This window comes from Halomonas sp. 111, assembly GCF_052379685.1.
In the GTDB taxonomy this organism is placed as follows: domain Bacteria; phylum Pseudomonadota; class Gammaproteobacteria; order Pseudomonadales; family Halomonadaceae; genus Vreelandella; species Vreelandella citrativorans.
In genome coordinates, this window is sequence record NZ_JBQSYV010000015.1 from 56,395 (window position 1) to 74,430 (window position 18,036).

Genomic DNA, 18,036 nt, shown 5'->3' on the forward strand with positions numbered 1-18,036 from the left:
TAAAAAGTACGCGGCCATTGAGCTTAATAAATATCTCGGGCGTGATCATAGCACCGGGCACCTTATGACGTCATGCTGCAAGCGCAGGAGACTGATAGAATCACCTCTTTTTAAGTCTGAGGGATGGCATGCAGAACACTTCTCGCCCCGTTATATCCAATCAGCCAGGCCCTCACCATGATCTAGCGCGCCGGATCGATCGAGCGTTGGCAACGCCACTACGTAAACCCATTGCGGCTCATACTCAGGAAGCATTTGAGCAGGCTAACCGCTGGTATCAAGCGCGTCATGCGCCGCTGATCATCGATGCCGGGTGCGGTGTTGGAATTTCGACCCGCCAATTGGCTGCACAGTTCCCTGACCATGCCGTGATCGGGGTCGATCGCAGTGAAGATAGGCTAGGGCGTGATCATGGCGCGCTACCGGATAATGCGTTGCTGGTCCGGGCGGACCTGGTTGACTTTTGGCGCCTGGCGGATCAGGCGCGGTGGCAACCTGAACGCCACTATTTGTTATACCCCAATCCGTACCCCAAGGCCGCTCATTTAAAGATGCGCTGGCATGGGCACCCGGTTTTACCCACACTGTTGGCACTTGGTGGCCAGCTTGAGGTGCGTTCCAACTGGCCGCTTTATATTGAGGAGTTTGCCTTGGCAGTCGCGCAAGTGACGGGAAGGCAAGCAGACATCGGCGTATGGACGCCCGATAGTGAGTACTTAACCCCCTTTGAAGCTAAATACGATAAAAGTGGCCAAACGCTTTGGCGCTTACAGGTTCAACTCGAGCGCTTATAACGTTTGTGTTAGGTGAAAAACCTGGCCTGTCCGCGCGGGTGGATATCGCCCTGATAGTGGTAGGTGTGGTGGTGATGCACGTGTTTTCAAAATGAATAGACATTGAGGCCGATAACAGTGACGTACTTCTTTAAAGCAACGGTGCGCAAGTGGCGTGTGACGATGATCGCCGGGGTAGCCGCCGCTTCACTACTGGCGAGCCCTGCGCTATTTGCCGATTTTAGCCGTTTGGGGCAGTTGCAGGATAAGGGGTTTTCGATAAGCGCGGAGGCGCGCCTGCTTGATACTGATGCGTCTGAGTTGCTAGGAAGCATTAACCCGGCGAGCCAGATGGCGCCCGCCTCTGTTACCAAGGCCTATATGGCGGCCGCCCTGTTAAATCGCTTTGGCCCTCAGCATCGCTTTACCAGCCAGCTGGTAAGCAGTGGCGTGATCGATAACGGCATTTTGCGTGGGGACCTGGTGTTTGAAGGCGGCGGCGACCCTGGGCTTACGACAGAAAATCTATGGCGCCTGGTGCAGCGCTTACAAATGGCCGGTGTTAATGAAGTGGATGGTGCGCTCGTCGTAAGCCAGTGGCGTTTTGGCCCTGTCGACTGTATTACCAGCGACCGCTGCAACGCCCGCACCCGTGTGACCAATGCTTATAGCGCGCCGCTTACCTCCGCGGGGGTTAATTTCGGCAGCTGGTGTGTCAACGTAGCCCCTTCTCAAGTGGCGGGTGAGCCCGCTCGTACCACGCTTTGCGATAGCCAGTTACCATTAATTGATATCGATAACCAGGTCATCACACGTCCGGCCAATAGCGGAACCGAAATTAGCGCCGAGCGCGTAACCGATGAGCGTGGCGATGTAATGCGCCTGAGTGGGCAAATTTCGACCAACGCCATGGCTCGGGATATTTATCGAGGAGCCGGCGACGCCGCTGAAGAGACCGCGCAGATACTGCTTGGCATGCTAAACCAGGCGGGCATTGCTGTCAGGGACCCATGGCGTGTCACTTCCACTCAGCCTCTTGCCAGTGCGAAGCGCTTGGCGGCGGTGGATAGCCAGCCGCTACAAGAGCTCCTGCTGCGCACCATGAACTACTCCAATAACTATATGGCTGATGTGCTGGCCTTAAACCTGGTGGAAACGCCGCAAGCCCAGCTGCGTCAGGCGGGTTCAGCGCTGGAAGTTTATGCCGAGAGCTTATCAGGCCACGGCCCTGTCACCTTATATAGCGGTAGTGGACTGACGACAGAAAACCGTACCTCGGCTCATGGCGTTAATGTAATGCTGGAGGACATGTATCTGAAGAGTTCGCTGTTTCCAAGCTTCGTGGCCGCCTTTCAGTCGCCTGCCAACGGCGTCATGCGATTTATTCGACGCGGCTCATCCACGTTTCAAAATAACGTCATGCTCAAAACCGGTACGCTGAATCAGCCTTTTGCCGTACGCGCTGTGGCAGGTTACTTTCGTACGGCCTCCGGGCGTTGGGGTGTTTTTAGTGTATTGGTGAACGGAAGTGGTAACACTCCTTATATAAGCTGGTCTGAGGTGCTTGATCCGTTGTCGCTCGATTTGGACGCAATGATTCTGGCTAATTAATTTCCTCGACGCTTAAAGTGAGACGACTTGCATGAAACCAGAGCATACCGGTCTAACCCATTTGGTGTACTCAACGCGCTACTCCTGGAAAGGATTAAAGGCTGCCTTTCGTAACGAAACGGCCTTCCGACAGGAAGTGTGTATTACCGCCGTGTTGTTGCCTTTTGCCTGGTGGATCAGTAATGACTCGCTAAGCTGGTTACTGCTGGTGGGCAGCTTGTTTTTCGTGCTCATTGTTGAGCTGTTAAACAGTGCGATTGAAAACGTGGTCGACCGCATTGGTACAGAGCATCACGAACTTTCCGGGCGGGCCAAGGATATTGGGTCCGCCGCCGTCATGCTGTCGTTAATAATGGCCGGGCTTACCTGGGGGCTCTTGGGTTGGCAAAAAATCTTTGGCTAGCGTGTAAGCGCTTGGCGGTGAGGTAGCTATGCAACAGGATAATTCGTTTATATCTTTAAACGCGCTGCCTGAGGTGCTTCAGCAAGAGGGCCAGAAGGTGGGCCAGCGACTGAACGATGCGCTTGGTCAAGCGGATAATACTGCCTCATTGACCCAGCAACCGCTGCCCTCGGAAGGTTGGCAAGCGCTTACTCAACCACGTCGCGAGGCGCTGGCCAAGGTGCTAAGCGTATCCACCTTTGTGCTGGATACGTTCACCCGCTACCCGGGCTGGCTTACAGCGCTTGAAGCCAACGGCGAATTGGATATGGCACCGGCCCGCCATGATCAACAACAGTGGCTGCACGACGCACTGGAACGCGCAGAAGATGAAGCGACCATGCAGCGTGTGTTGCGGCGTTTTCGGCGTGCACGAATGGTGGGCATCATCTGGCGGGATCTAAATCGGCCTGATGGTTATACCATGTGGGATACCGCTCACGCGGTTTCTCAACTGGCTGAGCTGTGTCTTGAGGCCGCGTTACGTTGGCTTGAAGGTTTTTATGCGCCTCGTTGGGGTATGCCAGCGCCCCGTGCCGATGGCGCTGCCCAGCGCTTGGTCGTTCTTGGAATGGGGAAGCTGGGCGCAGGCGAACTGAATCTCTCCTCTGATATCGACCTGATTTTTGCCTTCCCTGAAAAAGGAGAGACGCAGGGCGGGCGCAAGCCGCTGGAGCATCAGGAATACTTTACCAAGCTGGGCCAAAAGCTGATTGCCGCGCTGGATGCCATGACCGCAGATGGCTTTGTCTTTCGGGTGGATATGCGCTTGCGGCCGCTAGGCGATGGCGGACCGCTGGTAGGCAGTTTTGCCATGCTCTCAAGCTACTATCAGGACCAAGGACGCGAGTGGGAGCGTTACGCTCTGCTCAAGGCGCGCCCGGTGGCGGGAGATATAGAGGCGGGGGTTGAGTTATTGGCTGGCCTGCGCCCGTTTGTATATCGCCGTTACCTGGATTTTGGCGCCATTGAGTCGCTGCGCGAGCTAAAAGCCATGATTAACCGTGAAGTAAAGCGCAAAGGGATGCAGAGCAATATCAAGCTCGGCCCTGGCGGCATTCGCGAAGTGGAATTTGTGGTGCAGGCGTTCCAACTGATTCGTGGCGGGCGGGATACGGAGCTGCAGGTAACGTCGTTGAAAACGGCCTTGAATCGCTTGCCCGAGCTGGGGCTACTGCCCCAAGCGGTGGTCGATGAACTCATGCCTGATTATGCGTTTCTGCGCGACCTGGAGCACGTCATCCAAGCGCTTGAAGACCGCCAGACGCAAATGCTGCCGACAGATGAGACCGACCAGGCCCGGATTGCTTTTGCCATGGGCTATCAAGATTGGGCACTACTGATGGCGGCGCTTGATGATGTTCGAGAGCGTGTTCGGCGTCATTTTGATGCCGTGATTGCTGACCCCGAGGAGGATGCGGAAGAAACCAACGACGCAAGCCGCTTGGCGCCTGCGCAGTGGCGTTTGATCTGGCGCAACGAGCTGGAAGCGGACGAAGCAACCGCTTACTTACACAGTGCAGGATTTGCCGAGCCCGATCAGGTATTGAAGCGTCTGCAGAGTTTCTATCAATCGCGCCAAGTGCAAAGCATGCAGCGAATCGGTTTTGAGCGTCTTGATGCGCTAATGCCGCTACTGCTGGCTGCCGTGGCTGAAAATGAGACACCGGATATTGCGCTTGCCCGCGTGCAGCCTTTGATTGAGGCGGTACTAAGGCGAACCGCTTATTTAGCGCTGCTGCGTGAAAATCCTCAGGCGCTTGAGCATCTCATGCGCTTATGCGTTGCCAGCCCATGGATTGCCGAGCGCCTTTCTCGTTATCCGATTCTGTTGGATGAGCTGTTAACGCCAGAAACTCTCTACACCCCAGCGGATAAAGCACGCTTGGCCGATGAGTTGCGTCAAACGTTAAACCGGCTGCCTGAAGATGATGAAGAAGCCCAGCTTGAAGCATTGCGGGTATTTAAACATGCCAAAATGCTTCATGTTGCCGCCTCTGATATCGCTGGTACACGGCATTTAATGAAAGTAAGTGATTACTTAACCTATATCGCTGAAGTGATTCTGGATGCCGTTTTGGCGATGGCCTGGAAACATGTGACCCGTAAGCACGGAGTGCCCAAGGGGCTTAACGACCATGAACCGGCTTTTCTGATTATTGGCTATGGAAAGTTGGGCGGTATCGAGCTGGGTTATGGCTCTGATCTTGACCTGGTTTTTCTGCATGATAGCGACGGTAAAGGGGCAACCGACGGTCCTCGACCCATTGATACGCCGCTGTTTTTTACCCGTTTGGGCCAACGCATTATCCACCTGCTAACCGCGGTGACGCCCGCAGGCAGCTTGTACGACGTCGATATGCGCTTGCGCCCCTCAGGCAATGCGGGGCTATTGGTGACCTCGCTTGATGCCTTTGCCGACTATCAACAGCAAAATGCCTGGACTTGGGAGCATCAGGCGCTAGTGCGCGCACGGGTCATCGCCGGAAGCAGTGCGCTTGCCGAACGGTTTAACCAGATTCGTGGAGACATCCTGGGCAGGCAACGTGATAAACACGCCCTGCGTGATGATGTAGTCAACATGCGCCACAAAATGCGAGACCACTTGGGCAGTAAAACCCAGGAACCGCGCTTTAATTTAAAGCACGATGCTGGTGGCATGGTGGACATTGAATTTCTCTGCCAGTACGCAGTGTTAGCGCTGGCTAACCAAACACCCTCGCTGGCTACCTACAGCGATAATATGCGTATTTTAGAGATGCTTGCCGAGAGTGGGCACTTACCTTCAGAGGAGGCTGAGCAGTTAAAAGAAGCTTATCTGGCCTACCGCAGTAGAACACACCGCGCAGCACTGACTGGCGAGAAACTCATTGGTGAGGTCGATGACTTTAAGGAGCATCGCGCTGCCGTCGAAGCCCTTTGGCAACGCTTTTTAGAGCCCTAAACCAGGGCTTGAAAGTTGGGCTCGAGTAGTTTGTTCTGGAGAATTAGCTTTGCGTCTTTCAGTCAAACGCCGCTATTCAGAACAGAGGAGCCGTCATAAAGGCTTCCTTATTGCTTTGGGAAGCCTCATGCCGATGATTAGCGCCGTTAATCACGCGGCGTTGCCTTGTTATCTTCGTGTGTTTTTACCTCGTAACTTCCTTCCAGAACATCCTGCTGATGTGACCGCGTATGAGGCTCTGCGTAGCCGCCGCCAATATCCTGAGCTTGCTCAGCGCGCATCTGCTCCATTCGCTTTTTCATTTTATGGCGCACAAAAGGCATCATGGCCCAGCCAATTAAAAGAAAGAACAGGCCTAATATGACGCCAACCACCATTAGCACGCCAAACGCCAGCCACGTTAGCAGCAATTTTAAGCTGCCCATTAGCCCGCCGGGCTGCGACTGCGCTGCGCGTGTACGCCATTGTTGAGCAGCTTGCCAAGCGGCGTTACGTTGATCGCGATTCATCTGTGGCATAAAAGCCTCCATCGTCGTGTGCCTTATTGGAACATAGTTTGTTAGCCAAGTTCACTGAAGGCTGGCCTATATCTTGCTTTACTAGCGTTAGGGAAACGGTTTGCCTTGAAATACCTCCTATAAGGAACGCTCATGCAAGATAATAGTATTCTTGAACTTGCTTACGGCATTACAACGATTACGCGAGAAAAAATCGGCATGATTGAAAAAATCATGCAGCAAACTGAAATTTTGGCTTTGAATGCACGTATAGAAGCGGCAAGAGCAGGTCCCAGCGGTGCGGCCTTCTCTGTCGTTGCTCAGGAGATGGGACGTGTATCCGGTGCGATCAATGAAATCGCCCGTGATTTTCGACACCAGGTGGAGGCGCACACTGAAAGTATTGAAACGGCCGGTACGTCAATGGCCAATGAGTTTCGCGGGCAGCGCTTTACCGATATTGCTTTGAATGCAGTTGAAATCATTGACCGTAATTTGTTTGAGCGCTCCTGCGATGTGCGCTGGTGGGCGACGGATAGCGCTGTGGTCGAGGCCATACAGCATCCCAATCAGCAGCGCTGTGATTATGCGAGCCATCGGCTGGCCACTATTCTGCGCTCGTATACCGTTTATCTGGATTTATGGGTGGCAGATGCAGAAGGCAATGTGATTGCCAGCGGTCGTCCTGACCACTATCCTGGCGTAAAAGGTGTAAACGTAGCCGACACTGAATGGTTCAAGCGTGCCATGAAAACACCTGATGGAGACGCGTTCGTGGTTAACGATATTGAGCACAATGCCCTGTTGGACGACGCAGCGGTGGCAACGTATGCCACGGCTATTCGCAAAGGCGGAGAGAGTGATGGTGTTGCCATTGGCGTTTTAGGCATATTTTTTGACTGGGCCCCTCAGGCAAAGGCGGTTGTTGAAGGGGTCGGGTTAACCGAAGAGGAGCAGGCTTGTAGCCGCGTTTTATTACTCGACTCCAAGAATCACATCATTGCAGATACTCAGCAAAATACCGTTGGCAACCGGTATCCGTTAGCACGCGACAGCGAACAACGCGGGTATTATCAGGAGAAGGGGAGCTTGATAAGTTTTGCTGAAACGCCCGGCTATGAAACGTATCGAGGATTAGGCTGGTTGGGTGTTGTTGAATATCAGGTAATAGAAAATCCGACTGGATAGGATTGCTAGCACCAAAATAATGCGACTTGGCTAAAAAAGAGCATTTAATGTTCTGTTTTGGTGCAGTGAGCGCGCTAAAGAAGGTGACGGAAAACAATTGTTTGCCCATTTAGATAACGGCGTTAAATACGCATGCCCTTCATGAATAAACGAAGACTGTACATAAACATCGTTAACCCGCTAGGGTTACAGCGTCTATGTATAGTTTCTTTCATTCAATTACTTATCTAACAAGGTGGTTGTATGGCAAATCATGGAGGAAAGTCGGTGTTTATTGCATCGGCTGTCATCATTTTCAGCCTGGTCGTAGTGGGCGCAGCCTTTCCCGAAGGGTTCGGAAGTGCAGCCGAGTCGGCTCTCGCATCGGTAACACGGCTTTTTGGTTGGTTTTATCTATTTTCTGTATTTGGGTTCGTTGTGTTCCTGTTTTCACTCGCCTTTAGCAAATATGGCAAGGTGCGTTTGGGGCCTCAGGACAGTACGCCCAACTACACTTTTTTCTCATGGATTAGCATGCTGCTGGCAGCCGGGTTTGGTGTAGGGCTCGTGTTTTATGGTATGGCCGAACCCATGACGCACTATATTGAGCCGCCCTATGGCGATGTGCCGGCCGAAACGGAAGCCGCTGCCCGCTACGCTATTCAATACAGTTACTTCAACTGGGGCGTTCACCAATGGGCGGCCTTTTCGGTGGTGGGCCTGATCATTGCCTATTTCCAGTTTCGCAAAGGCCAAGCGGGGCTTGTTTCATCGGTGCTTTCGTCCGTTACCGCTAAAAGGCCGCGGCTTCGTCCTTATGCCTCGTGGTTGGATGTATTTGCGGTTGTCGCAACCGTAATGGGGGTGGCAACCTCGCTAGGGCTTGGGGTATTACAGATGAACGGCGGCTTGAACGCTGTTTTTGGCTTGCCGGAAAATGGATTTTGGCAGTTTATTATTTTGCTGGTGATGTTCTGCGCCTATATGGCGTCAACATGGTCAGGGCTTGATAAAGGTATTAAGCGCCTTTCAAACCTGAACATGGTGCTGTGCATCGGGCTAATGGTGTACGTATTGGTGACCGGCCCGACCATTGCGATCCTTGAAACGATTACGCTAGGCATTGGTGACTACCTTCAGAACTTTATTGGGATGAGTCTACGTATCTCCCCGTATAGTGATAATGAGTGGGCCAGTAGCTGGACGATTTTCTATTGGGCCTGGGTCATTGCATGGTCACCGTTTGTAGGTACGTTTATTGCGCGCGTGTCCCGTGGCCGTACAATTAAAGAGTATGTGTTTGGTGTATTGCTGGTTCCGCCGCTGTTGGCTTGTCTCTGGATTGGCGTATTTGGGGGAGCAGCGCTAAACATGGAGCTTAACGGCACAAATGTAGGCTTAGCGGCTGCCACTCAGGAAAATATCACCGTGGCGCTGTTTAAAATGTTCGAGTTGATGCCGTTCTCTAACGTACTTTCTGTTGTTGCCATGATGCTCATCTTTATCTTTTTGGTAACATCGGCTGACTCTGCTTCTTATATCGTGGCGCAGATGACCGACAACGGCTCTATTAATCCCCCGCTTTATAAACGTATCATCTGGGGTGTGCTGATTGCGGCAATTTGTTTAACGTTGATTGTGGCGGGAGGCCTTTCCGGGCTTCAGTCGGCAGCGGTGCTGTCGGCACTACCGTTTACCTTTATTCTGTATATGATGGTCATTGTGCTGGTACGTGAGCTACGCGCAGACCGTAAGGCTATGTTGACCCAGCTTTATCGTCGCCACGGTGAAACGCCTGTTGGCGCCGATGCCTTTGAAGCTGAGCAGATGGGCGAAGAGGAGCGCTTACGCCGTGCACCGAATGTTATCAATCGGCGTATTAATAGCTAGGTGAACTTAATCAGGTCTTCAGGAGCAAACACATGGAGCGAGGATGCTGATGGCTCGGCGAGGACGCCACGGTGCAACACGACGCCAGCCCAAGGGGCAGGCGCTTGAGCGTTGGCTGGACCGCTGGCTGGACCGCGTCGTTACGGTCGCCGTTGTAACGGCACTGGTGATTGGTCTGTCGGCTGTCTTGGCACATTGGCTTTTGTAGGCCAACCTGGTGTAACGCAGTCCTGATTGAAATGCAGTCAAAGCGCCCGGCGATAAGCCGGGCGTTTTCTTATACAGTAAGCTTTAAGCGTTTTGTCATACTTTACAGGCGCTAATGTGCAGGCTTGCCACTGCCCCTAAAGAGAGACTCCCGATGTTGCTAAATGCTGCCAAGGCTGCTTCTTCCTACGCTTCACGCCGCGAAATATTCGGCTGGGCCATGTTTGATTTCGCTAATCAGGCGTACACCTTGCTGATCATTACGGTGGTGTTTGGTGAGTTGTTTACCACCGTGATTGTAGGGGATCGAGGCGATGGTTTTCGGTTGGCCAACTTTCTATGGAGCTTGGCGCTAGCGGTCAGCTATTTAATGGTGGTCGTAACGGCCCCACTTTGCGGTGCGATTATGGATTATCGGGCCGAGAAAAAACGCTTTCTGTTTTTTAGCTATCTGGCCACGGTCGTCACCACCGCGATGCTTTACTTTGTATCTCCCGGCTATGTCGTGCTGGGGCTTGTCCTGATTGTGCTGTCCAATTACGCCTACTCCATGGGGGAATCCTTTATTGCGGCCTTTCTACCGGAGCTTGGGCCGCCTGAAAAGCTTGGCAAGATTTCCGGGTTTGGCTGGTCGCTTGGGTATATTGGCGGACTGTTTGCTGCGGGCTTTACCCTCGTCGTACTGGGGGAGGCAACCGTTGAAAACTATGAGCGTATCCGCTGGGTGGGGCCCTTCGCGGCCGGTTTTTTCTTGATTACCGCTATTCCCACCTTCCTGTGGCTTAAAGAGCGCGGCACGCCCAAACCTTCTGGGGTGGCGTACTGGGACATTGCTCAACAGCGCGTACGTTCAACCCTGCATGAGTTGCGCTATTTCAAAGACTTGAGTGTGTTCCTGGTCTCGCTGCTGTTTTCCATGGCGGGGGTCTACATCATTATTGCGTTTGCGTTTATCTATGGCGCCCAAGTGATTGGCTGGGATGAAAGCGTACGTAATATCATGTTTATTATCGTTCAGATAACCGCGGCGGCCGGAGCGCTCGGGTTTGGCTGGCTTCAGGATCGGTTAGGCGCGAAACACACCTATCAAATAACGCTTGGCCTGTGGGTGGTTGCGATCATTGCCATTTGGGCAACGCCCGAAATAACCGCTTGGGCCAATGTGCGTTTTGGTTGGCAGTGGCAGGCACAGCATGTCTTTCTAGCGGTTGGCTGCCTAGCGGGGCTCAGTTTAGGATCTAGTCAGTCGGCAAGCCGCGCCTTGGTGGGGGTGTTTTCACCGCTTGAAAAATCGGCTGAGTTTTTTGGCTTTTGGGGCCTGGCGAATAAATTGGCAGGCGTGATGGGCATCGTGATGCTGGGTGTACTGCAAACGATGGTTGGCCTACAAGCGTCTATCCTTTTATGTGCAGGCCTGTTTGTTATCGCAATGCTGATTTGTGCAAACGTTAATGAGCGACGAGGGCGTGATGCCGCCATCGCGTGGCAGAGCGCTTAATATACCGCAAACGGGGAGCACATAATGCAGACAGCACAGCGTGGCAGCATCGTGATGATGCTGCTTTTCTGGGTACTGTTAATCGGCTTGGGTACCTGGTGGCTGGATGGGGGGATGGAAAAAATACTGAACCCTAATGCCCATATCGTGCAGACTGCGACTGACGGCGGCCCTGTTACTTTACAGCGTAACCGTTCGGGGCACTTTGAAGCACCGGGCGAAATTAATGGTGAGCCGGTGACGTTTTTACTGGATACCGGCGCTACCTATGTGGCCGTTTCAGATGAGCTGGCCAATCGGCTGGGGCTCGAACGTGGGCGCAGCGCCTGGTTTAATACGGCCAACGGTCGCGTACAAGGAAACCTTACTCAGCTTGATGAAGTAACGCTGGGGGGGATCAATATCCGCAATGTACAAGGCTCCATCAGCCCCGGCATGGAGAATCATGTCGTGCTGCTGGGGATGAGTTTTTTGCATCTGCTGAATATTGAAATACGCAGCGGCGAAATGGTTCTGAGTCTACCCGATGCATAAGCGATACTTGTGAATAGTGTATTGGTGTGCTTAGCTAAAAGCCCACGGAAACAAATAGGCAAGGAGTGGCTATGGGTATTGAAGTCGGTGGATTACTAGGTCTGATTTGGCTCATTATCATTATTTGGGCCATTGTCAAAGTTGCTAAAAGTTCAGCAGGCGGTCTGGCTAAAGTGCTGTGGATATTAGCGCTGCTGATCTTCCCACTGGTAGGCCTGATTGCATGGCTACTATTAGGGCCCAAAGGATAGCCAAGCGGGCTAAAGGCTGCGCTGCCGGTTAGCGGTGGCGCTGCAAATATCGGCTTTAAAAAAGGCAGGCATCGCGCCTGCCTTTTCTATAAGTATGTACCATTACGCACTGTTTCCATTACTGGGCGGCGCTTTATAGTGGCCAGGGATGGTTACTCTTTCCCCATTGGGTAAATCGCGCACTTGAGTAGGAACATAAACACGCTTGATAACACTTTTAGCTTTACCATCTTTCATGGCTTACTCCTCCAGCCAGATTGTCGACAGTCCGCTGTCTACATTAGTCCTCTGTTTTGGAAGAATCAAGCGGTGTGCGACGGCGAGTAGAGAAAAGCGGCTGCTGCTCAGGAGAAGTGTTTGCTGGGTTTTGAGGTATCCTGTGAACAGGTAACCGGCTACCTTTTGAGAACGACTGACGACATGAATGACTAACTGCCTAAGCGGAGTGAAGGATAAGATGGATAATCACTTGGAACAGAAATTTCAGGCGCTTGGGTCACAAGAAACCGTTATGCCTGACTATCCCGTTCAGGATCATATTCTGATCATAGAGGATGATCAGCGCTTGGCTGAGCTGACTCGCGACTATCTGGAAGCCAACGGTTTCCAGGTCACGCTAGAGGCCGATGGGGTGAAAGGGATGGACCGCATTCTTACGCTACAGCCTGACTTGGTCATTTTGGATTTGATGTTGCCCGGCGAGGATGGTTTGTCGATTTGTCGCCGAGTGCGGCCCAATTTTGCGGGCCCCATCATGATGTTGACGGCACGTACTGACGACGTGGACCAAATCCTTGGGTTGGAAATGGGGGCAGATGACTATGTGCCCAAACCGGTGCAGCCTCGTGTGTTGCTCGCCCGTATGCGTGCCTTGTTACGGCGTGCAGATGGCCCTGCGCCCAATGGCGAAATGCGCCTACGGTTTGAAAATTTGGAAATTGATAATGCGACCCGAGAAGCGTGGCTTGCCGGTGAACGTATTGATTTAACCAGCGCCGAGTTCGACCTGTTGTGGTTACTTGCCCGCAATGCGGGCCGGGTATTGACCCGTGAAGAGATCTTCAATGAGTTACGTGGCATTAAGTACGATGGCCAGGATCGTTCTATCGATGTACGCGTATCGCGTATTCGACCCAAGGTGGGCGATGACCCCAACCAGCCTCATCGAATCAAGACAGTGCGCAGCAAAGGCTACCTTTTCGTGAAGGACAGTTGATCAACACAGGGAAGGAAAAGGATTTATGCAGCGGCTGCTTAGCCATAGCGCGTTTTTAAAATTCTATCTACTGCTAGGCTTGGCGCTTTGTGTCGTACTGCTCATCGCGCTCGGCGGCCGCTCTTTTATTGAACAAGTCCGGCGTGAGGATTACCACGAGCAGCTGGCAGCACTGCCCATGTCATTAATGACCCAGCAACTGGCTGATGTCTCCGAAGAAGAAAGAAATTCGCTGGTTAATTACTTTGCCGAGCGGCTGGGTATGCAGCTTACCTTGCGGCGTATGAGTGAGGTAGAGCTTGGCTACTTCGCTGATAAACGCATTGAGCGTGGTAGCGTATTGGTGACTGAAGATCCTTGGCGTCTTCGTCAGCGAGTGCCTGAAAGCCAATGGTTTTTGGAAGCGACCCTGCCTGCCTGGAGCGAACGCCAATGGGAGGGCAGCCTGCTGCTGCTGGGCGAGTGGCTAAAAACCTTGCCGCGCGACGAGCGAGAAGCCAACCTGACGTCGCTGCGTTCCGGCAACTGGCCGCTCACTCTGCTTAATACGCTGCCCGATAACATAACGTCTCAGCAGCAAAGCCAACTGGCGTTAGGCAACGTATTAACGCTGCTCGTATCCGAAAAACTGGCCGTTAGCCTGCTTTATCAACTGCCCGATGAAGACGTCTGGTTAATGGCTGGTCCTGTCTCGCGCGGTGATACGCTGCCCATGAATTTACAATTGCCGCTGTTGATTGGTGTCATGGCTGTGCTGGGTTTAATTATCTATCTGATTATGCGCAGCATCGAAGCACGTATGGCGCGCCTTGAACTGGCGGCTACCCGGATTGCCAGCGGCCGTCTTGAAACGCGCGTAAAAATAGAAAGTGACGACTTTCTGGGCCGATTAGGCATGGCGTTTAACGGCATGGCAAGCCAAGTGCAAACGCTGCTGCGTGGTCAGCAAGAGATGATTCGTGCGGTCTCCCATGAGCTTCGCACACCGGTGGCGCGTATTCGTTTTGCCGTACAGATGGTCGAGGACATGACTGATCAGCCCGCTATTCGGCGCCAGTTGCAGGGAATTGATGCCGATATTTCGGAGCTTGACGAGTTGGTGGATGAAATCCTTACCTATGCTCGCTTGGGCGGTGAAACGGTGAACGGGGCCGAGCTTGAAATGGCGCTGGTGGACTGCCGGGCAATGGCCGAGCGTGTGATTGATACGCTGGCGCCACTCAATGAAGGGCTTACTATTGAACTGGCGGATGGGCCGGATATTGAGCTTTTAGCCGAGCCTCGCTATTTACAGCGGGCGCTGCAAAACCTGGTGGGTAACGCCTGCCGCTATGGCAAAAAACACCTTATTATCCGGCTTTGGAGCGAAGATCAGCTGGTGCGTATTGATGTTGAGGATGACGGCCCAGGCATTCCGGCAGATGCCCGTGTGGATATTTTTAAGCCGTTTACTCGGCTGGACGATAGTCGGGCCCGCAGCCTGGGAGGCTACGGCTTGGGCCTCTCCATCGTGCAAAAGATTATGGCGGGCCACGGCGGTAGCGTCACCGTGGATACCAGCCCTGCGTTGGGTGGCGCACGCTTTACGTTGCTGATTCCTCGTCGTGAGTCGCTGGTTTAATGCCTGTGAGTACCGCAAACGAGGTTTCACGTGCGGTACGTAGAAAATCCTTCATCCAGGGCGCTTCCAGCGTCTCTTCTCGAACGGCCGCATACAGCGTGCTCCAAATGCCGTTTTCACCCAGCTTAACGGCACTGACGTAATCACGCTCCAGATACTCCGTTAGCGCCCAGTTGGGCAGGGCACATACGCCTCGGCCGCTGGCGACCAACTGCATCATCATGATGGTAAGTTCGGCGGTGCGAATCTCCTGAGGGCGTATGTTCGCCGGGTCTAAAAACTGCGTAAACACATCCAGGCGTGCCTGCTCTACGGGGTAGGTGATCAGCGTTTGGTCTGCCAGGGCTTGAGGCTCAATAAAGAGCTTCCCTGCATAAGCGTGCTGACGCGCTACGGCTAAAAGCCCTTCATAGCGAAACAGCGGCGCATAGTGAACACCCTCCAGTGCCTGAGGGTCGGCAGTAATGACCAGATCCAACTGCTCGCGTGCCAGCGCCGGTAGCGGGTCAAAGTGATGGCCGCTGGGAATATCAATTTCCACTTCCGGCCAGTGGTCGCGAAAGTAATCGACGGTAGGCATTAGCCATTGAAAGCAGCTGTGGCACTCAATGGCCATGTGCAGCCGCCCCTGCTCGCTCCCCGCCAGCCGGGCCACGTCGCGTTCGGCTTTACGCACTTCCGGAAGTATCTGGTCGGCCAGGGCTAATAGCCGTAAACCTGCCCGAGTAAACTCGACGGGCCGTGTTTTACGCACAAAAAGCGGGCTGTTAACCCGACCTTCCAGGTCTTTGAGCTGATGCGAAAGGGCCGATTGGGTAAGGTGAACGCGTTCGGCGGCCTCCACCAGTGAACCCGTTTCACGTAGGGCAAGCAGTGTGCGTAGGTGGCGTAACTCAATCATGGATAATATCTTTCAATTTGAAAGGATTTATCATGACAGTCTCTCATGTACTTGGCTATTGGCGTAGGCGTCTTTGCATGAGTTTAAAAGTGTGAGAAGCGTGCTTGCCAGCAGTAAAGCCGCTTATTAACGGCATTACTGCGCTTACTGGATTTTTCCGGTCATGCACATTGTGCTAGCTTTTGGATGCGAACGCGTAAAGCAGGGTCTCCTGAGCGCTGATCGCATCGCTATCACCGGGGTCCTGTAAGCGATAGGAGCCATCGCTTTGCAGCAGCCAGCTCTGGCAATTATCGACCAGGTAGGTTTCCAGGTCTTTACGCACTCGGGTGGCGAGCTTTTTGTCCAATAGCGGAAAGCAGGTTTCGACCCGGTGGAACATGTTGCGCGACATAAAGTCAGCGCTTGAACACCAGGTTTCCGATTTACCGTCGTTATGGAAGTGAAATACCCGGGTGTGCTCCAGAAAACGGCCAATAATCGAGCGCACACGAATGTTTTCAGAAATGCCCGGAAGGTTGGGTTTTAGGCAGCACATGCCACGGATAATCAAATCGCACTCAACGCCCGCCTGGGAGGCACGGTAAAGCGCTTTAATCAGCCTGGGCTCGGTGAGTGAATTACACTTGATAATGATATGCCCGCGCTTACCCTTTTGTGCCAGCTGTGCTTCACGGTCAATCATCTCCACCAAACGCTCATGCAGCGTAAACGGTGCGTGCAGCAGCGTATCAATTTTGCGCGCCCGGCCCATCCCTGAAAGCTGCTGGAAGACCTTGTGCACATCGGCACATAGCGCTTTGTTGGCGGTTAACAGGCTGTAGTCGGTGTAAAGCTTGGCGGTTTTAGAGTGATAGTTGCCCGTGCCCATGTGCGCGTAGTGGCGCAGCTCGCCCTTTTCACGCCGGACAATATGCAGCATCTTGGCGTGGGTTTTATACGCCATAATGCCGTAAATAACGATGGCCCCGGCTTCCTGTAGGCGTGAGGCAAGCTGAAGGTTATCCGCTTCGTCAAAGCGTGCGCGTAGCTCGATAACGACGGTGACTTCCTTACCTTGACTCGCGGCATCCACAAGCGCGCTCACAATAGGCGATTCGGCGCCGGTGCGGTAAAGCGTCTGTTTAATGGCCAGAACGTTTGGGTCGCGAGCCGCCTCACGCAGTAGTTCCTCAATAGGTGAGAACGACTGGAAGGGGTGGTGAAGCAAAACATCGTTCCTGGCAATCGAGTCAAACATGGAGCCGATTTTAAGCGTCTTGGGCACACTCGGCGTATACGGGCGATACACCAGTTCGGGGCGATCAACGTCTCCCAGCACCGACATCATGCGGGTCAGGTTAACGGGCCCTTCAACGCGATAGAGATCCTCGGCATCAAGCTCAAACTGGCGCATTAAAAAGTTGGTCAAGTCGTCGGGGCAATTATCGGCGACTTCCAGGCGTACGCCTCTTCCATAACGGCGGGCCAGCAGCTCGCCTCGCAGCGCCGAGGCCAGGTCAGAAACCTCTTCCGGGTCGACGGTCATGTCGGCGTTGCGCGTCAATCGGAATTGATAGCAGCCGCGCACGCGCATACCGGGAAATAGCTCCTCAGCATGGGCGTGAATCATGGAGGAGAGGAAGATATATTCAGAGTAGCCTTCGGCGCAGAGCGCTTTGGGAAGCGCCATTAAACGCGGGAGCGAGCGAGGGGCAGGAAGAATGGCCATGCCGCCTGCGCGGCCAAAGGCATCTTTACCTTCCAGCTCAACAATAAAATTAAGGCTCTTATTGACCAGCCGCGGGAAGGGGTGCGAAGGATCAAGGCCTATCGGGCTGATGACGGGCATGATCTCGTTATTAAACATTTCATGTACCCACTGCTTTTGCGCTTCGGTCCACTGTGCGCGGCGCCGAAAACGCAGGCCCTGTTGCTCCAGGGCGGGTAGCAGCGTGTCGTTAAGAATTTTGTACTGACGAGAGATCTGCTGGTGGGCAATTTCGGAAATTTCAGCAAGCACCGCCTTGGGCAAACGACCATCGGCCGCTGTCGTATCATCGCCCATGGCCATCTGGTGTTTTAAGCCCGCCACGCGAATTTCAAAAAATTCATCCATGTTGGATGAAAAAATAAGCAGGAACATCAGTCGATTAAGCAGTGGATGCGCATCGTCCAGTGCCTGTTCCAGAACGCGAATATTAAATTGAAGGTGGGAAAGCTCGCGGTTTAAATAGAGTTGGGGATCGTCCAGATCGGTTTCACTAAGGGTATCCTTAGCGTGCACACCGTTGGGCGTACGATTAATGCGTAACGGTAAACCATCCATTTCAACGTTGGGTAGTTCGCTCAGTGATAGCGCAGTGGATGGTGTAACGTGATCGTCCATATAAGGCTCCCCCGCATTAATGGCTTCAAACTAGCATAGCGTGATACCTGCCGTGCAAAGCAGTATGCGGGAGAAAGATGACAGAAAAATGTCATATATCTGTCATCTTGAGGGCG

Annotated in this window: 16 protein-coding genes; 12 read left to right on the plus strand and 4 right to left on the minus strand. The window is 53.3% G+C overall.

All coding sequences use genetic code 11. From position 1 onward, the window contains the following. Positions 1–128 precede the first annotated feature (128 nt). The 4 genes from trmB (at position 129) to glnE (ending at position 5,770) form a co-directional block, all read left to right on the plus strand. Positions 129–794, plus strand: a complete 666-nt coding sequence (trmB, locus tag ACT3T7_RS12370) for a tRNA (guanine(46)-N(7))-methyltransferase TrmB (protein WP_172117367.1) — start codon at positions 129–131, stop codon at positions 792–794. A 162-nt stretch (positions 795–956) separates the two neighbouring features. After that, on the plus strand, positions 957–2,384 hold the full coding sequence (gene dacB, locus ACT3T7_RS12375; protein WP_444631212.1) for a D-alanyl-D-alanine carboxypeptidase/D-alanyl-D-alanine endopeptidase: 1,428 nt from the start codon (positions 957–959) through the stop codon (positions 2,382–2,384). Between the two features lie 31 nt (positions 2,385–2,415). Then, complete coding sequence (locus ACT3T7_RS12380) at positions 2,416–2,787, plus strand: diacylglycerol kinase (protein WP_172117368.1); 372 nt, start codon at positions 2,416–2,418, stop codon at positions 2,785–2,787. Between the two features lie 28 nt (positions 2,788–2,815). Further along, positions 2,816–5,770, plus strand: coding sequence for a bifunctional [glutamate--ammonia ligase]-adenylyl-L-tyrosine phosphorylase/[glutamate--ammonia-ligase] adenylyltransferase (gene glnE, locus ACT3T7_RS12385; RefSeq protein WP_172117369.1), 2,955 nt, complete (start codon positions 2,816–2,818; stop codon positions 5,768–5,770). 146 nt (positions 5,771–5,916) lie between these two features. Here the strand turns inward: glnE and ACT3T7_RS12390 are convergent, their stop codons facing one another. After that, positions 5,917–6,288 carry a hypothetical protein gene (locus tag ACT3T7_RS12390; RefSeq protein WP_172117370.1) on the minus strand — a complete coding sequence of 124 codons (372 nt, stop codon included), beginning with the start codon at positions 6,286–6,288 and terminating at the stop codon, positions 5,917–5,919. 132 nt (positions 6,289–6,420) lie between these two features. On the opposite strand from ACT3T7_RS12390, the gene ACT3T7_RS12395 reads away from it, so the two are divergent. The 6 genes from ACT3T7_RS12395 to ACT3T7_RS12420 all read left to right on the plus strand — a co-directional run bounded on the left by ACT3T7_RS12395 (position 6,421) and on the right by ACT3T7_RS12420 (position 11,814). Beyond that, positions 6,421–7,455, plus strand: coding sequence for a methyl-accepting chemotaxis protein (locus ACT3T7_RS12395; protein WP_172117371.1), 1,035 nt, complete (start codon positions 6,421–6,423; stop codon positions 7,453–7,455). 243 nt (positions 7,456–7,698) lie between these two features. Then, positions 7,699–9,324, plus strand: coding sequence for a BCCT family transporter (locus ACT3T7_RS12400; protein WP_172117372.1), 1,626 nt, complete (start codon positions 7,699–7,701; stop codon positions 9,322–9,324). Between the two features lie 43 nt (positions 9,325–9,367). After that, entirely contained in the window at positions 9,368–9,532 is a 165-nt protein-coding gene (locus ACT3T7_RS12405) for a hypothetical protein (protein WP_172117332.1), read from the plus strand. 153 nt (positions 9,533–9,685) lie between these two features. Beyond that, the gene (locus ACT3T7_RS12410; RefSeq protein ID WP_172117373.1) at positions 9,686–11,029 is read left to right on the plus strand and encodes an MFS transporter; all 1,344 of its coding nucleotides are present in this window, start codon (positions 9,686–9,688) and stop codon (positions 11,027–11,029) included. Positions 11,030–11,053: 24 nt separating this feature from the next. Next, positions 11,054–11,563: a retropepsin-like aspartic protease family protein gene (locus tag ACT3T7_RS12415; protein ID WP_172117374.1), complete on the plus strand. Its 510-nt coding sequence runs from the start codon at positions 11,054–11,056 to the stop codon at positions 11,561–11,563. Between the two features lie 71 nt (positions 11,564–11,634). Next, on the plus strand, positions 11,635–11,814 hold the full coding sequence (locus ACT3T7_RS12420; RefSeq protein WP_172117375.1) for a PLDc N-terminal domain-containing protein: 180 nt from the start codon (positions 11,635–11,637) through the stop codon (positions 11,812–11,814). Between the two features lie 102 nt (positions 11,815–11,916). On the opposite strand, the gene ACT3T7_RS12425 is transcribed toward ACT3T7_RS12420, so the two are convergent. Continuing rightward, complete coding sequence (locus ACT3T7_RS12425) at positions 11,917–12,051, minus strand: hypothetical protein (protein ID WP_254908543.1); 135 nt, start codon at positions 12,049–12,051, stop codon at positions 11,917–11,919. Positions 12,052–12,271: 220 nt separating this feature from the next. Here ACT3T7_RS12425 and ACT3T7_RS12430 point away from each other — a divergent pair, with 220 nt between their 5' ends. Further along, a complete protein-coding gene (locus ACT3T7_RS12430; RefSeq protein WP_319941254.1) occupies positions 12,272–13,030 on the plus strand; it encodes a winged helix-turn-helix domain-containing protein in 759 nt (252 codons plus the stop codon). Positions 13,031–13,055: 25 nt separating this feature from the next. Then, positions 13,056–14,651, plus strand: a complete 1,596-nt coding sequence (locus ACT3T7_RS12435; RefSeq protein ID WP_444631192.1) for an ATP-binding protein — start codon at positions 13,056–13,058, stop codon at positions 14,649–14,651. On the opposite strand, the gene ACT3T7_RS12440 is transcribed toward ACT3T7_RS12435, so the two are convergent. Beyond that, positions 14,614–15,552 carry a LysR family transcriptional regulator gene (locus ACT3T7_RS12440; protein ID WP_444631193.1) on the minus strand — a complete coding sequence of 313 codons (939 nt, stop codon included), beginning with the start codon at positions 15,550–15,552 and terminating at the stop codon, positions 14,614–14,616. The genes ACT3T7_RS12435 and ACT3T7_RS12440 overlap by 38 nt on opposite strands. Before the next feature lie 175 nt (positions 15,553–15,727). Then, positions 15,728–17,920, minus strand: coding sequence for a polyphosphate kinase 1 (ppk1, locus tag ACT3T7_RS12445; protein WP_444621494.1), 2,193 nt, complete (start codon positions 17,918–17,920; stop codon positions 15,728–15,730). Positions 17,921–18,036 lie beyond the last annotated feature (116 nt).

Coding starts and splice junctions, on each gene's coding strand:
- trmB (WP_172117367.1), top strand. CDS start 129: ATGCAGAACACTTCTCGCCCCGTTATATCCAATCAGCCAGGCCCTCAC.
- dacB (WP_444631212.1), top strand. CDS start 957: ATGATCGCCGGGGTAGCCGCCGCTTCACTACTGGCGAGCCCTGCGCTA.
- ACT3T7_RS12380 (WP_172117368.1), top strand. CDS start 2,416: ATGAAACCAGAGCATACCGGTCTAACCCATTTGGTGTACTCAACGCGC.
- glnE (WP_172117369.1), top strand. CDS start 2,816: ATGCAACAGGATAATTCGTTTATATCTTTAAACGCGCTGCCTGAGGTG.
- ACT3T7_RS12390 (WP_172117370.1), bottom strand. CDS start 6,288: ATGCCACAGATGAATCGCGATCAACGTAACGCCGCTTGGCAAGCTGCT.
- ACT3T7_RS12395 (WP_172117371.1), top strand. CDS start 6,421: ATGCAAGATAATAGTATTCTTGAACTTGCTTACGGCATTACAACGATT.
- ACT3T7_RS12400 (WP_172117372.1), top strand. CDS start 7,699: ATGGCAAATCATGGAGGAAAGTCGGTGTTTATTGCATCGGCTGTCATC.
- ACT3T7_RS12405 (WP_172117332.1), top strand. CDS start 9,368: ATGCTGATGGCTCGGCGAGGACGCCACGGTGCAACACGACGCCAGCCC.
- ACT3T7_RS12410 (WP_172117373.1), top strand. CDS start 9,686: ATGTTGCTAAATGCTGCCAAGGCTGCTTCTTCCTACGCTTCACGCCGC.
- ACT3T7_RS12415 (WP_172117374.1), top strand. CDS start 11,054: ATGCAGACAGCACAGCGTGGCAGCATCGTGATGATGCTGCTTTTCTGG.
- ACT3T7_RS12420 (WP_172117375.1), top strand. CDS start 11,635: ATGGGTATTGAAGTCGGTGGATTACTAGGTCTGATTTGGCTCATTATC.
- ACT3T7_RS12425 (WP_254908543.1), bottom strand. CDS start 12,051: ATGAAAGATGGTAAAGCTAAAAGTGTTATCAAGCGTGTTTATGTTCCT.
- ACT3T7_RS12430 (WP_319941254.1), top strand. CDS start 12,272: ATGGATAATCACTTGGAACAGAAATTTCAGGCGCTTGGGTCACAAGAA.
- ACT3T7_RS12435 (WP_444631192.1), top strand. CDS start 13,056: ATGCAGCGGCTGCTTAGCCATAGCGCGTTTTTAAAATTCTATCTACTG.
- ACT3T7_RS12440 (WP_444631193.1), bottom strand. CDS start 15,552: ATGATTGAGTTACGCCACCTACGCACACTGCTTGCCCTACGTGAAACG.
- ppk1 (WP_444621494.1), bottom strand. CDS start 17,920: ATGGACGATCACGTTACACCATCCACTGCGCTATCACTGAGCGAACTA.